13 protein-coding genes are annotated in these 14,583 nt (G+C 66.2%); 11 read left to right on the forward strand and 2 right to left on the reverse strand.

Features of this window, described 5'->3' with window-relative positions:
* The first annotated feature begins 93 nt into the window (after nt 1-93).
* Nucleotides 94-585: an Lrp/AsnC family transcriptional regulator gene (locus tag WS70_RS00490; protein ID WP_010107250.1), complete on the forward strand. Its 492-nt coding sequence runs from the start codon at nt 94-96 to the stop codon at nt 583-585.
* A gap of 78 nt (nt 586-663) precedes the next feature.
* On the opposite strand, the gene WS70_RS00495 is transcribed toward WS70_RS00490, so the two are convergent.
* Nucleotides 664-1,194 carry a class IV adenylate cyclase gene (locus tag WS70_RS00495; RefSeq protein ID WP_059597928.1) on the reverse strand — a complete coding sequence of 177 codons (531 nt, stop codon included), beginning with the start codon at nt 1,192-1,194 and terminating at the stop codon, nt 664-666.
* 368 nt (nt 1,195-1,562) lie between these two features.
* Nucleotides 1,563-2,462: a LysR family transcriptional regulator gene (locus tag WS70_RS00505; protein WP_059473459.1), complete on the reverse strand. Its 900-nt coding sequence runs from the start codon at nt 2,460-2,462 to the stop codon at nt 1,563-1,565.
* 154 nt (nt 2,463-2,616) lie between these two features.
* Here WS70_RS00505 and WS70_RS00510 point away from each other — a divergent pair, with 154 nt between their 5' ends.
* The 10 genes from WS70_RS00510 (at nt 2,617) to WS70_RS00560 (ending at nt 14,347) form a co-directional block, all read left to right on the forward strand.
* Complete coding sequence (locus WS70_RS00510; protein WP_059473577.1) at nt 2,617-4,140, forward strand: CoA-acylating methylmalonate-semialdehyde dehydrogenase; 1,524 nt, start codon at nt 2,617-2,619, stop codon at nt 4,138-4,140.
* Between the two features lie 164 nt (nt 4,141-4,304).
* Nucleotides 4,305-5,990, forward strand: a complete 1,686-nt coding sequence (locus tag WS70_RS00515; RefSeq protein ID WP_059597927.1) for a GMC family oxidoreductase — start codon at nt 4,305-4,307, stop codon at nt 5,988-5,990.
* 91 nt (nt 5,991-6,081) lie between these two features.
* The gene (locus tag WS70_RS31305; RefSeq protein WP_156438401.1) at nt 6,082-6,273 is read left to right on the forward strand and encodes a hypothetical protein; all 192 of its coding nucleotides are present in this window, start codon (nt 6,082-6,084) and stop codon (nt 6,271-6,273) included.
* 219 nt (nt 6,274-6,492) lie between these two features.
* The gene (locus WS70_RS00525; protein WP_059473457.1) at nt 6,493-7,272 is read left to right on the forward strand and encodes an ABC transporter ATP-binding protein; all 780 of its coding nucleotides are present in this window, start codon (nt 6,493-6,495) and stop codon (nt 7,270-7,272) included.
* Entirely contained in the window at nt 7,269-8,024 is a 756-nt protein-coding gene (locus tag WS70_RS00530) for an ABC transporter ATP-binding protein (RefSeq protein ID WP_059473456.1), read from the forward strand. Before WS70_RS00525 ends, WS70_RS00530 begins: the two co-directional genes overlap by 4 nt.
* A gap of 69 nt (nt 8,025-8,093) precedes the next feature.
* Complete coding sequence (locus WS70_RS00535; protein ID WP_059473455.1) at nt 8,094-9,290, forward strand: beta-hydroxybutyrate-binding protein; 1,197 nt, start codon at nt 8,094-8,096, stop codon at nt 9,288-9,290.
* 127 nt (nt 9,291-9,417) lie between these two features.
* Nucleotides 9,418-10,302 carry a branched-chain amino acid ABC transporter permease gene (locus WS70_RS00540; protein ID WP_059473454.1) on the forward strand — a complete coding sequence of 295 codons (885 nt, stop codon included), beginning with the start codon at nt 9,418-9,420 and terminating at the stop codon, nt 10,300-10,302.
* Nucleotides 10,302-11,276: a branched-chain amino acid ABC transporter permease gene (locus tag WS70_RS00545; RefSeq protein WP_059473576.1), complete on the forward strand. Its 975-nt coding sequence runs from the start codon at nt 10,302-10,304 to the stop codon at nt 11,274-11,276. The genes WS70_RS00540 and WS70_RS00545 overlap by 1 nt, the downstream gene beginning before the upstream one ends.
* A gap of 473 nt (nt 11,277-11,749) precedes the next feature.
* A complete protein-coding gene (locus tag WS70_RS00555) occupies nt 11,750-12,892 on the forward strand; it encodes an ABC transporter substrate-binding protein (protein ID WP_059473453.1) in 1,143 nt (380 codons plus the stop codon).
* A gap of 297 nt (nt 12,893-13,189) precedes the next feature.
* A complete protein-coding gene (locus tag WS70_RS00560; protein WP_059597926.1) occupies nt 13,190-14,347 on the forward strand; it encodes an ABC transporter substrate-binding protein in 1,158 nt (385 codons plus the stop codon).
* Nucleotides 14,348-14,583: the final 236 nt, after the last annotated feature.

Below are 14,583 nucleotides of genomic sequence, written 5' to 3' on the forward strand. Positions count from 1 at the left end.
GGGTGCCACGCGGATTGGGCGCGAAGTTGTCGAGTATTTGGTTATAAATGCGATAATCTAGCATCACAACGCAGAATTACGCGGAGAATCTTCATGGTGGAACTCGATCACTTCGATTTGGCGCTGCTCGATGTGCTGCAGCGCTTCGGCCGCGCGACGCACCAGCAACTGGGCGAAGAGGTGCCGTTGTCGCCGTCGCAGATCGGCCGGCGGCTGCAGCGGCTCGAGGCGGCGGGCGTGATAGACGGCTACCGCGTCGTGCTGCGGCCCGAGCGGCTCGGGCTCGGCGTCACCGCGTTCACGAGCCTGAAGCTCAAGCATCACGGCGATTCGATCATCGAGCAGTTCCAGCAGCAGATCGACGTGCTGCCCGAAGTGCTCGAATGTCATGCGGTGGTCGGCGATGCCGATTATCTGCTGCGGATCGTTGCGCCGGATCTGAACGCGCTGTCGTCGTTCGTGATGAAAAAGCTGATGCGGGTGCCGGGCGTCGACAGCGTGCGATCGAACATCGTGCTCACGACGTTCAAGCGCAACGGGCCGCTGCCGCTCGGCCATCTGGCGTCCGGCACGCCCGCTGCGTGACGCGACGGGCGGGAGGCCGGCCGTCGATGGCCGGTTGGCGCGCGGGTCCCGACGGCCGGCCTGGAGCGCCGACGAGTCTCACGCGGCCGGTTCGGCCTGCGCGTTGAGCAGATCGACGTACGCGACCGCGACGAGATCGTCGCTCGGCACGCCGAGCTTCGTGAATACCGCTTGCGCCTCCGCGTGGCCGCCTTCCTCGTCATCGTCCGGCGCGAGCACGACTTCGAGCTCGACGAAGTCGCCGAGGCCGTCGACACGGTCGAGATGGATTCGCGTGCGGCCCGCGAGGTAGACGTGCCGCTCCTTCGTCACGATGCCGCGGGTCGTCAGCGCAGTCGCGAGGAGCGCGTGCATCGCGTCCGGGTTCGTCACCGGGCTGCGCGTGTAATACGACGCCTTCGGGCCGTCCTGGTCGTCGCGCTGGTAGAAGATCAGCTCGGCGGGCGTGCCGTCTTCGAAGCGGCGCAGCTTCAGGCGGCCGCGCGGCACGTCGTAGAAGAAATCCTGCTGCCGATAGAAGAGGGGGGCCTCGGTCGCCAGCTCGGCGGCCCGTTCGCGCAGTTGTTCGAATTCGCGCGCGCGGGCTTTGATCTCGATGTTGCGGGCCATGGGGTCTCCTGTGAAGAGCGTTTGCGGGTCCGGACGAACTATCCGGAAGCCCCCATTCTATCGGGGCACGAGCCGCTTTGACGCGACGCGGAAGACGGCGAGCCGCGCGCGGCGGATACGGTTGTGCCGCGGGCGTTCGCGCGGCGCGAGCGGTGCCGGGATGGGCGGTTGCCGATGCAGCGTGCCGCCGAAAGCTGCGGGGCGGCGCGATGCAGCGCGGCGGCCTTCACCGATGCGGCATTGAGCCGCAGCCGTGCGGCTCGAATCCGGCGCGAATGCGCGAGCGTCGTGCCGACGCACGCGGCGTCAGCGAGTTATTCTCCAACCCTTTATATCGAAGCCGCCGCGCCGATCATCATCAGCGGCGCTCATATTGCCCATTGCTCGTCGATGAGGCGCAGCGCGGCGGCGATCGCCGGCTCGTCGCGCCGCTCGGCGAGCGTGACGAACGTGAGCTCGGCAGGCGCCGAGACGTGCTCGACGATCGTGAGCGCATGCGCATGCGCTTCCCGCAGCGCGACCGAGTCACGCGCGAGCGTCAAGCCGACGCCCGATTTGACGAGATCGAGCATCGACGTCTCCTGATCGACTTCGGCGACCTTGACGGGCTGCACGCCGGCATCGGAGAAGCGGCGCGACAAGAGCCGCTGGTGCGCGGACGCGGCGGGCGTCCAGATCCACGGCAGCGCGGCGAGCTCGCGCCACGTGCGCGCGCGCTGCACGCGCTCCTTCCAGCCGGCGGGCGCGAGCACGCGATAGCGGAACTGCGTGAGCGTCACCGTGTGGAAGCGCTCGGCGTCGCGCGGATCGTCCTCTTCCGGCCGGCCGATGTAGTAGCCGACGTCGAGCTCGCGCGCGCGGACCTGGTCGAGCACCCAGCCGGACATCCCGTGCCGGAGCGCCGTCTCGATCTGCGGATAGGTCTCGACGAGCCGCTTCAGGAAGCCGCCGAGCCGCAGGAATTCCGGATCGAGGATCGTGCCGATCCGCAGCCGCCCGCGCACTTCGTGCCGCAGCGCGGCGGCCGCGCGCTTCACGTCTGCCGCCGCGTCGAGCGCACGCTCCGCATGCGGCAGCAGCGCCTGGCCGTCGCGCGTGAGCACGAGTCCGCGCGCCGTGCGCACGAACAGCGCGACGCCGAGCAGGTCCTGCAGATTCTTGATCTGCAGACTGACGGCGGGCTGCGTCAGATGCAGGTGCGTCGCCGCGCGCGTGAGGTTGCCCTCGCGCGCAACCGCGACGAACGCGCGGAGCAGAGTCAGGTCCATCGAGCAATATTAGCGCGGCTTATAACGCAATTGAGCATAACTCATTGGATCGCGAACGGGGCTCGCGGGTACGCTTCATCCCCGAAGCATGCGATTCGCGTGCAACACGCAAAGCGGAAAGCGGAAAGCGGCAACGGCAAACACGGAGGACGACATGACCGATACCCATTCGAACGATTCGCGCGTGCGCGCACTGACCCATTTCATCGGCGGCCGCGCGGTCGACGGCGCGAGCGACCGCTACGGCGACGTGTTCGACCCGGCGCTCGGCAAGGTGACGGCGCGCGTGCCGCTCGCGACGGTCGCGGAAGTCGACGCGGCCGTCGCAGCCGCGGCCGAGGCGTTCCCCGCGTGGAGCGAGATGTCGCCGCTCAAGCGCGCCCGCGTGATGTTCAAGTTCAAGGAACTGCTCGATCGCCATCACGACGAGCTCGCCGAGCTGATCACCCGCGAGCACGGCAAGGTGTTCTCCGACGCGAAGGGGGAAGTGATGCGCGGGATCGAGGTCGTCGAGTTCGCATGCGGCATTCCGAACCTGCTGAAGACCGGTTTCACCGACCAGATCGGCGGCGGCATCGACAACTGGAACCTGCGCCAGCCGCTCGGCGTCGTTGCCGGGATCACACCGTTCAACTTTCCGATGATGGTGCCGTGCTGGATGTTCCCGGTCGCGATCGCGTGCGGCAACACGTTCGTGCTGAAGCCGTCGGAGCGCGATCCTTCGGCGTCGGTCCGGCTCGCCGAGCTGTTGAGGGAAGCGGGGCTGCCCGACGGCGTGTTCAACGTCGTGCACGGCGACAAGACGGCCGTCGACGCGCTGATCGCGCATCCTGACGTCGCCGCGCTGTCGTTCGTCGGCTCGACGCCGATCGCCGAGTACATTCACACGGAAGCCGCGCGGCGCGGCAAGCGCGTGCAGGCGCTGGGCGGCGCGAAGAACCATCTCGTCGTGATGCCGGATGCGAACCTCGATCAGGCCGTCGACGCGCTGATCGGCGCCGCGTACGGGTCGGCCGGCGAGCGCTGCATGGCGATTTCCGTCGCGGTCGCCGTGGGCGGCGTCGCGGACGCGCTCGTCGAGCGGCTCGCCGAGCGTGCGAAGACGTTGAAGATCGGTAACGGAATGGATGGCGACGTCGAAATGGGGCCGCTCGTGACGGCCGCGCATCGCGCGAAGGTGTCCGCGTACATCGACGCGGGCGTCGCGGCGGGCGCGAAGCTCGTCGTCGACGGGCGCAATCACGTCGTCGACGGATACGAGAACGGTTTCTTCCTCGGCGGCACGCTGTTCGACGACGTCGCGACCGACATGTCGATCTACCGCGAGGAGATCTTCGGGCCGGTACTGGCCGTCGTGCGGGTGCCGGATTTCGCGAGCGCGGTCGAGCTCATCAACGCGCACGAATTTGCGAACGGCGTGTCGTGCTTCACGTCCGACGGCGGCATCGCGCGCGCGTTCGCGCGGCAGATTCAGGTCGGGATGGTCGGCATCAACGTACCGATTCCGGTGCCGATGGCGTGGCATTCGTTTGGCGGCTGGAAGCGCTCGCTGTTCGGCGATCACCATGCGTACGGCGAGGAGGGCGTGCGCTTCTACACGCGCTACAAGAGCGTGATGCAGCGCTGGCCGGACAGCATCGCGAAGGGGGCGGAGTTCACGATGCCCGTCGCTAAGTGACGCAATCGCAACCGTTGTTTTGACGACGCCGCGCGGCTCCCGCAAAGGGGCCGCGCGGTCTATGCTTTAACGGCGCGCATCGATGCTTGTTGCGCGGCCTGCGCCGCGGCGCATGACGACGGTCCGCGCAAGACCGACGCACCAGAATCGAGGAGACAGAGACAGTGGCTACCGAACGGATGCTCGAAGGCGAATTCGATTATGTGATCGTCGGGGCCGGCACGGCCGGCTGCGTGCTCGCGAACCGGCTCACCGAAGATCCCGACGTAACCGTGCTGCTGCTCGAAGCCGGCGGCAAGGACGACTATCACTGGATCCACATCCCGGTCGGCTATCTGTATTGCATCGGCAATCCGCGCACCGACTGGCTCTACAAGACCGAGCCCGAAGCCGGGCTGAACGGCCGCGCGCTGTCGTATCCGCGCGGGCGCGTGCTGGGCGGCTCGTCGTCGATCAACGGCATGATCTACATGCGCGGCCAGCGCGGCGATTACGACGATTGGGCGCGCGCGACGGGCGACGACGGCTGGTCGTGGGACGCGGTGCTGCCGATCTTCAAGCGCAGCGAGGATCATCACGCGGGCGCGAGCGACGCGCACGGCGCGGGCGGCATGTGGCGCGTCGAGAAGCAGCGGCTGCGCTGGGAGATCCTGGAGGCGTTCTCGCAGGCCGCGCAGCAGACGGGCATTCCGTCGACCGACGATTTCAACTGCGGCGACAACACGGGCGTCGGCTATTTCGAAGTCAACCAGAAGCGCGGCATCCGCTGGAACGCATCGAAGGCGTTCCTGCGTCCCGCGCTCGCGCGGCCGAACCTGACCGTGATCACCGGCGCGCAGGCCGAGCGGCTCGTGTTCGACGGCAAGCGCTGCGCGGGCGTCGGGTATCGCGGCGGCGGCGCGCCTTACGTCGCGCGTGCGCGCGGCGAAGTGCTGCTCGCGTCGGGCGCCGTGAATTCGCCGCAGTTGCTCGAGCTGTCCGGCATCGGCGGCGGCGGCCGGTTGCAGGCGCTCGGCATCGGCGTCGTCGTGGATCTGCGCGGCGTCGGCGAAAACCTTCAGGATCACTTGCAACTGCGGATGGCGTTTCGCGTGCGCGGCGTGCGCACGCTGAATACGTTGTCCGCGCACTGGTGGGGCAAGCTGGTGATCGGCGCGCAATACGCGCTGATGCAGCGCGGGCCGATGTCGATGGCGCCGTCGCAACTGGGCGCGTTCGCGAAATCGGACCCGAACGATCCGGCGCTCACGCGGCCCGATCTCGAATATCACGTGCAGCCGCTGTCGCTCGAGCGTTTCGGCGAGCCGCTGCATCGCTTCAATGCGTTCACCGCGTCGGTCTGTCATCTGCGGCCGACGTCGCGCGGCAGCATTCACGCGGGGTCGCCGGACCCGATGCGCGCGCCGTCGATCGCGCCGAACTATCTATCGACCGATTACGATCGCCACGTCGCGGCAAACGCGCTGCGCCTGACGCGCCGGATCGCCGCCGCATCCGCGCTCGCGCGCTATGCGCCTGAAGAAATCCTGCCGGGCGTCCAGTATCGGAGCGAAGAAGAATTGATCGCCGCGGCTGGCGCCGTCGGCACGACCATCTTCCATCCGGTCGGCACGTGCAAGATGGGGCGCGCGGACGATCCGGACGCGGTCGTCGATAGTCGCCTGCGCGTGCGCGGCGTGACGGGGCTGCGGGTCGTCGACGCGTCGGTGATGCCGACGATCACGTCGGGCAACACGAACTCGCCGACGCTGATGATCGCCGAGCGCGCGAGCGACATGATTCGCGCGGATCGTCGCGGCACGTCGGAGCGCGGCGCGGCTGCGCGCGCCGAAGCCGTGCTGCCGACGTAAAAATGACACGATCCGTTGAAAGAATCGGCAATGAATCGAAATAAAAAAGCGGCCGAGGGTTAACCCAAAAAAACGCGACGAAGCATCTTGCATGTACTCGATCGCGGCGTTTGTTTCGATTCGTGCCGGAACGCGTTTTTTCTTCGAAGAACTTTTCGCCGCGCGTAGAAGAAATACGCATGTCGTCAGGGTTTGCGTGAGGTCGGAAACGGTTTCGCGCGAGCAGACAGGCGGCGCGGCAATGCGCGAACGCATTGATCTGCACGACAAAAAAAGCGTGTAAAAATGCTGATGGCCGTCGCGTCCTATAAGTGCAAATCCCGATGAATGCACTGCACCAACGGCGCGACAATGACACGCAGTCTGAATCTGCGACTTGTGTGAGGAGACCAGCCTCGACGCAATGACATAAAGCTCGGGGGCCGCCTCTCATCCGCTGAATGCATCGTGGCCGCTTGCGCGAGATCTCCCAGCGCTTCGCCTCACTTCGTAGGAAGGGAACATGATTCTCGGCGACACGATTCTCGAAACACGCGGACTCACAAAGGAATTCAAGGGCTTCACCGCGGTGAACGGCGTGAACCTGCGCGTGCGGCGCGGCTCGATCCATGCGTTGATCGGGCCGAACGGCGCTGGCAAGACCACTTGCTTCAATCTCCTGACAAAATTCCTGAAGCCGACCGCGGGTCAGATCGTCTACAACGGCATCGATATCACCGACGAGCGCCCCGCGCAGATCGCGCGGCGCGGCGTGATCCGTTCGTTCCAGATTTCCGCGGTGTTTCCGCATCTGACGGCGTTGCAGAACGTGCGCATCGGCCTGCAGCGCCCGCTCGGCACCGCATTCCATTTCTGGCGTAGCGAACGGTCGCTGAAGCGTCTCGACGATCGCGCGATGGATCTGCTCACACAGGTCGGCCTCACCGATTTCGCGCACGTGCCGACGGTCGAGCTCGCGTATGGCCGCAAGCGCGCGCTCGAGATCGCGACGACGCTCGCGATGGAGCCGGAGCTGATGCTGCTCGACGAGCCGACGCAGGGGATGGGCCACGAGGACGTCGATCGCGTGACGGCGCTCATCAAGAAGGTCGCGAGCGGCCGCACGATCCTGATGGTCGAGCACAACATGAACGTGATCGCGGGCATCTCCGACACGATCACTGTCCTGCAGCGCGGCGAAGTGCTCGCGGAAGGCACGTATGCGGAGGTGTCGAAGAATCCGCTCGTCGTCGAGGCGTACATGGGCAGCGCCGACGCGGCGCTCGTGGGGGCGCACGCATGAACCACAGCGAACGGGAAGAGCGCGAGTTGAACAATGTCGAAAGCGGTACGCCCGCGCTCGCGCTCGCGGGGCTCGAAGCGTGGTACGGCGAATCGCATATCCTGCACGGCGTCGATCTGACCGTGCACCGAGGCGAGGTCGTCACGCTGCTCGGCCGCAACGGCGCGGGCCGCACGACGATGCTGCGCGCGATCATGGGGCTCACGGGCCGGCGCAGCGGCTCGATCAAGGTCGCCGGCCACGAGACCATCGATCTGCCGACGCACAAGATCGCGCATTACGGCATCGGCTATTGCCCGGAGGAGCGCGGGATCTTCTCGAGCCTGTCGTGCGAGGAGAACCTGCTGCTGCCGCCCGTGCTCGGCGATCGCCAGGGTGCGATGTCGCTCGAAGACATCTACGAGATGTTCCCGAACCTCGCGTCGCGCCGTAGCAGCCAGGGCACGCGGCTGTCGGGCGGCGAACAGCAGATGCTCGCCGTCGCGCGGATCCTTCGCACGGGCGCGAACCTGCTGTTGCTCGACGAGATCTCCGAAGGCCTCGCGCCCGTGATCGTGCAGACGCTCGCGAAGATGATCGTCACGCTGAAGGCGCGCGGCTACACGATCGTGATGGTCGAGCAGAACTTCCGTTTCGCGGCGCCGCTCGCGGATCGCTTCTACGTAATGGAGCACGGCCGTATCGTCGAGCATTTCGGCGCGACCGAGCTCGAGGGAAAGATGCCTGTGCTGCACGATCTGCTCGGCGTTTAGCGCGCCGCTTTGCCGGTCCCCCGATGTACATAACCTGACAACCACAACGCACTACACCAGGAGACGTCAATGAAATCGAAGACCCTCGCGCATGCATGTCTCGCCGTCGCCGCCGCGTGGTCGGTGGGCGCCGCGCAGGCCGCGGACACCGTGAAGATCGGCTTCATCACCGACATGTCCGGCCTCTATGCGGACATCGACGGACAGGGCGGCCTCGAGGCGATCAAGATGGCGGTGGCCGATTTCGGCGGCAAGGTCAACGGCAAGCCGATCGAAGTCGTGTACGCCGATCACCAGAACAAGGCGGACATCGCCGCGTCGAAGGCGCGCGAATGGATGGACCGCGGCGGGCTCGATCTGCTCGTCGGCGGCACGAACTCGGCGACGGCGCTGTCGATGAACCAGGTCGCCGCCGAGAAGAAGAAGGTCTACATCAACATCGGCGCGGGCGCGGATACGCTGACGAACGAGCAGTGCACGCCGTACACGGTCCACTACGCGTACGATACGATGGCGCTCGCGAAAGGCACGGGCTCGGCCGTGGTGAAGCAGGGCGGCAAGACGTGGTTCTTCCTGACCGCCGACTACGCGTTCGGCAAGGCGCTCGAGAAGAACACCGCGGAAGTCGTGAAGGCGAACGGCGGCAAGGTGCTCGGCGAAGTGCGGCATCCGCTGTCGGCGTCGGACTTCTCGTCGTTCCTGTTGCAGGCGCAGTCGTCGAAAGCGCAGATCCTCGGCCTCGCGAACGCGGGCGGCGATACGGTGAACGCGATCAAGGCGGCGAAGGAGTTCGGCATCACGAAGACGATGAAGCTGGCCGCGCTGCTGATGTTCATCAACGATGTCCACGCACTCGGCCTCGAGACGACGCAGGGTCTCGTGCTGACGGACAGCTGGTACTGGAATCGCGATCAGGCGTCGCGGCAATGGGCGCAGCGCTACTTCGCGAAGATGAAGAAGATGCCGTCGAGCCTGCAGGCGGCTGACTATTCGTCGGTGACGACGTACCTGAAGGCGGTGCAGGCGGCGGGCTCGACCGATTCCGACAAGGTGATGGCGCAGCTCAAGAAGATGAAGATCGACGACTTCTACGCGAAGGGCTACATCCGCACGGATGGCAGCATGATTCACGACATGTATCTGATGGAAGTGAAAAAGCCGTCCGAGTCGAAGGAGCCGTGGGACTACTACAAGGTTGTCGCGACCATCCCGGGCGAGCAGGCGTTCACGACGAAGCAGGAGACGCGCTGCGCGTTGTGGAAGTGATGTGGCGCGTTCGCCGCGCGCGTTTCGGCGCGGCGAACGCACGCGCAACGGCGGCTCCAACGCGGCCGTTGCGCCCATTTGGTTGCATGCGCAACGATTCAAACCTGACTGACTGACGGCAGATTCGATGGACATCTTCGGCATTCCGATGTCGGCGATGCTGAGCCAGTTGTTGCTCGGACTCGTCAACGGCTCGTTCTACGCGATCCTGAGCCTCGGGCTCGCGGTGATCTTCGGGCTGCTCAACGTGATCAACTTCGCGCACGGCGCGCTCTTCATGCTGGGCGCGATGCTCGCGTGGATGGGGCTCACGTATCTCGGCCTGCCGTACTGGGCGATGCTCGTGCTCGCGCCCGTCATCGTCGGGCTGTTCGGCATCCTGATCGAACGCTCGATGCTGCGCTGGCTCTACAAGCTCGATCACCTGTACGGCCTGCTGCTGACGTTCGGGCTCACGCTCGTCGTCGAAGGCGTGTTCCGCGCGATCTACGGCTCGTCCGGGCAGCCGTACGACGTGCCCGAGCTCCTGTCCGGCGCGACGAATCTCGGCTTCATGTTCCTGCCGAACTATCGTGCATGGGTCGTCGTCGCGTCGCTCGCGGTGTGCATGGCGACGTGGTTCGTCATCGAAAAGACGCGGCTCGGCGCGTACCTGCGCGCGGGCACCGAGAATCCGAAGCTCGTCGAGGCGTTCGGCGTCAACGTGCCGATGATGGTCACGCTGACCTACGGCTTCGGCGTCGCGCTCGCCGCATTCGCCGGCGTGCTCGCCGCGCCGGTGATCCAGGTGTCGCCGCTGATGGGGCAGCCGATGATCATCACCGTGTTCGCGGTCGTCGTGATCGGCGGGATGGGCTCGATTCTCGGCTCGATCCTGACGGGCCTGATGCTCGGCGTGATCGAGGGTTTGACGCGGGTGTTCTATCCGGAAGCGTCGGCGACGGTCGTCTTCGTGATCATGGCGATCGTGCTGCTGATCCGTCCGGCGGGTTTATTCGGCAAGGAAAGATGATGCAGAGAAAAGCGCTCTATGGGCTGCTGCTGATCGGCCTGCTCGTCGCGCCGTTCGTCGGCGCGTATCCGCTGTTCGTGATGAAGGTGCTGTGCTTCGCGCTCTTCGCGGCCGCGTTCAATCTGCTGATCGGCTTCACGGGCCTGCTGTCGTTCGGCCACGCGATGTTCCTCGCGACCGCGGGCTACGTGACGGGCTACGCGATGCAGTCGCTCGGCACGACGCCCGAGCTCGGCGTGCTCGCGGGCACCGCGGCGGCAACCTTGCTCGGCCTCGTCGTCGGGCTGTTCGCGATCCGGCGGCAGGGCATCTATTTCGCGATGATCACGCTCGCGTTCGCGCAGATGGTGTACTTCGTCTATCTGCAGGCGCCGTTTACGCACGGCGAGGACGGCCTGCAGGGCGTGCCGCGCGGCCGACTGTTCGGACTCCTCGATCTGTCGTCGGATCTCGTGCTCTATTACGTCGTGCTCGTCGTGATCGCGTGCGCATGTTTCTTCATCGTGCGCATCGTGCATTCGCCGTTCGGGCAGGTGCTCGTCGCGATCAAGGAGAACGAGCCCCGCGCGACGTCGCTCGGCTACGATACCGATCGCTTCAAGCTGCTCGCGTTCATCCTGTCGGCCGGGCTTGCGGGCCTCGCGGGCGCGCTGAAGGTCGTCGTGCTCGGCTTCGAGACGCTGAGCGACGCATACTGGACGATGTCGGGCCTCGTCGTGCTGATGACGCTCGTGGGCGGCATGGGCACGCTGTTCGGCCCGCTCGTCGGCGCGGCGCTGATCGTCGCGCTCGAGGATCGGCTCGGCGACATCGGCGGCTGGCTCGCGTCGGCGACGGGCATCGACTGGTTCCGCTCCCTCGGCGAGTCCGCAACGATCGTCACGGGCCTCATCTTCATTGCGTGCGTGCTCGCGTTCCGGCGCGGGATCGTCGGCGAGGTGATCGCTCGAGTGCGGCCGCTGCGGGCGTCCTGAGCGATCGTGCGGTGCGCAACGATCGTTTGGAATCCGATCTAATATGAACGGCAAACACGGATCCAGCCTGGCTGTGACGTGCCCCAATTTCGTGCGGCGATGCACCATAGGGGTAAATGCTAGGTTGTCGCGCTGTGCAGGCTTGCATTAACCTTCGTCTCAGTTCTGATGCACCGCGAAACGAATTTGCAGGTGGAGAACGAGGAGACATTCGAGGCACTGAGTGCCCGACCCAAAGCGCTGTTGGATTCGTTCCAACAGCGCTTTTTATTTGCGCGTTCGCGGTTGCCCGAAGCCTCGTCTTCGCCAAATAACGCCGATTCCGTTGCCGTCCCTGGCCGTTCGCGAGCACTGGATGGCCGCTGCCGCTGCGGGCTAACCCGGTTGCCGCGCGCGCAACGCGTCCGCTACACTCGCCGTTCCCCGACCCATCGGTCGGGACTGGCCGAGCGCAAGACACGGAGACGAACTCGATGAAAGAGGCGTGGCGATTCTGGGGATTCGGCGCGGCAGTCGCATGGGCGGCCGTCGTGGGCCCCGCGTTCGCGGACGTCGAGATCGGCGGCACTGTCTCCGCCATCGTCCCCGCCACGTTGCTCGACATCCCCGAAAAGAACACGATCGCGCTGCTGCCGAAGGAAATCGGCGGGAAGAAAATGAGCTACGTCGTTCTCGACGATGCGACCGATTCGACGCAGGCTGTGAAGAACGCTCGCAAGCTTACGAGCGAGGACAAGGTCGACGCGCTGATCGGCTCGACCATCGTGCCGAACGCGCTCGCGATGACCGACGTCGCCGCGCAGACATCGACGCTGACGATCTCGATGGCGTCGTCCGCGTCGATCGTCGAGCCGCTTGATGCGAAGCGCACACGGGTCTTCGAGACGCCGCAGAACGACAGCCTGACGGCGAGCGCGATCGCCGGGCACATGGCGAAGCGCGGCGCGAAGACGGTCGCGTTCGTCGGTTTCGGCGACGCATACGGCGAGCGCTGGCTCAAGGAATTCGGCAAGGCCGCGGCCGTGAAGCGGACCGCGCTCGTCGCGACCGAGCGTTTCGCGCACACTGACACGTCGGTGACGGGGCCGGTGCTGAAGGCGCTATCGACGTGGCCCGATGCGGTGCTGATCGCGGGCGCGGACACGCCGGCCGCGCTGTCGCAGAAGACGCTGAAGGCACGCGACTACACGGACGCGATCCATCAGACGCATGGCGTCGCGAACAACGATTTCCTGCACGTATGCGGCAAGGACCGCGAAAGCACGTATCTGCCCGCCGGCCCGATCGTCGTCGCTGATCAGTTTCCTGATTCGAATCCCGTCAAGCCGTCCACGCTCGCGTATGAGCGCGCGTACGAGAACGCATACGGCGACGGCACGGTGTCGACGCTCGGCGGCCACGCGTGGGACGCGGCGCTGCTTTTGCAGCGCGCGATTCCGATCGCGCTGGAGAGCGGCCAGCCCGGCACGCCGGGATTTCGAAGCGCGCTGCGCATGGCGCGCGAGAACGCACAGGACGTCGCCGGCCCGCACGGCGTGTTCGACGTGAGCGCCGCCGGCCACGCCGGTCTCGACGAACGTGCGCGCGTGAAGGTCGAGATCGCCGGCGGTCAGTGAAAGCGCATCCGGAACCGAGCGCGGGGCATTGCGCGGCGGACAGGGCGGCGAAAGGCGCGTGCGATCGGCCGCGCTTTTTTGTAACCGCGCGCGGCGGGCGGGATCCGTCGGACGATTGCCGCAGTAGCAGCAGATGGGCGCGTGCGATATGCGCGCGCAGGGGAGCGCAACAGAACGCGCCCCGCGTCGATTCACGGTGGAACGTGAAACCGGCCGCGGTGGCGTGCAGGTTCGATCGGCGCGCCGTGTCGCAGCGGCGCGATCGATCGCGTTTCGCGCAGCGTTTGGAGACACACAATGAAAATGAATCGATGGATCGAGGCCGTGTTTGCGGCCGGCTGCTTATGTACCGCCACGCTCGCGTCGGCGCAGGTGAAGATCGGCGTCACGGTGTCGGCGACGGGCGCCGCCGCGTCGCTCGGCATTCCCGAAAAGAACACGGTCGCGCTGCTGCCGAAGGAGATCGGCGGCAAGCGCATCGAGTACATCGTGCTCGACGACGCGTCGGACACGAGCCGCGCGGTGCAGAACACGCGCAAGCTGATCGACGAGGATCATGTCGACGCGATCGTCGGCTCGTCGATCACGCCGAATGCGCTCGCGATGATCGACGTCGTCGCGCAAGGCAAGACGCCGACGATTTCTCTTGCCGCGAGCGCGCACATCATCGGGCCGATGGACGCGAAGCGCGCATGGGTGTTCAAGACACCGCAAAACGACCGCTTGATGGCCGACGCGCTCGCCGGCTACATGGCGAAGCACGGCGTGAAGACGGTCGGCTTCATCGGCTTCGCCGATGCGTACGGCGACGGCTGGTATGGCGTATTCAGCGCGGCCGCGGCGGCGAACGGGCTCAAGATCGTCGCGAACGAGCGCTACAACCGCACCGACGCGTCGGTGACGGGCCAGGTGCTGAAGACGCTGGGCGCGCGTCCGGACGCGGTGCTGATCGCGGGCGCGGGCACGCCGGCTGCGCTGCCCGCGAAGACGCTGAAGGAGCGCGGCTACACGGGCAAGGTTTATCAGACCCACGGCGTCGCGAACAACGATTTCCTGCGCGTATGCGGCAAGGATTGCGATGGCGAACTGCTGCCGGCGGGGCCCGTGCTCGTCGCCGACCAGCTGCCCGATTCGAATCCGGCGAAGCAGCCGGCGCTTGCGTACAAGGCCGCGTATGAGAAGGCGTACGGCGCGGGTGCGGTGTCGACATTCGGCGGCCACGTGTGGGACGCAGGCTTGATGCTTCAGCGCGCGATTCCCGACGCGCTGAAGAAGGCGCAGCCCGGGACGCCGGCGTTTCGCGAAGCGTTGCGGGCGGCGCTCGAGAACGTCAAGGATTTGCCGGTGTCGCACGGCGTGATCAACACGACGCCCGCCGATCACAACGGCTTCGATGCGCGAGCTCGCGTGATCGTGCAGATCGTCGGCGACAAGTGGAAGCTGCAGGCTGATTAAATTGCGGTTGCGGCTGCCGCTGCGGGGTAGCGTGGCGAGCGGCGCATCGTGCGTGCTGCGCGGGACGTAGGGCAGCACGCGCGGCGGCGAGGGGGCTCATGGGCCTCGCTTGGCGTATCGCGTCCTGCTGCATTGGTTTCACGTCGCTCCGATATGGGCGAGCGGCGCGCCCCGTCCGTTTGCCGGATGATGGAAGTCGTCCGGCACGGCGGCGAGTCGCGCCGCTTTGCGACAGC

The organism is Burkholderia mayonis (genome assembly GCF_001523745.2).
In the GTDB taxonomy this organism is placed as follows: Bacteria; Pseudomonadota; Gammaproteobacteria; order Burkholderiales; family Burkholderiaceae; genus Burkholderia; species Burkholderia mayonis.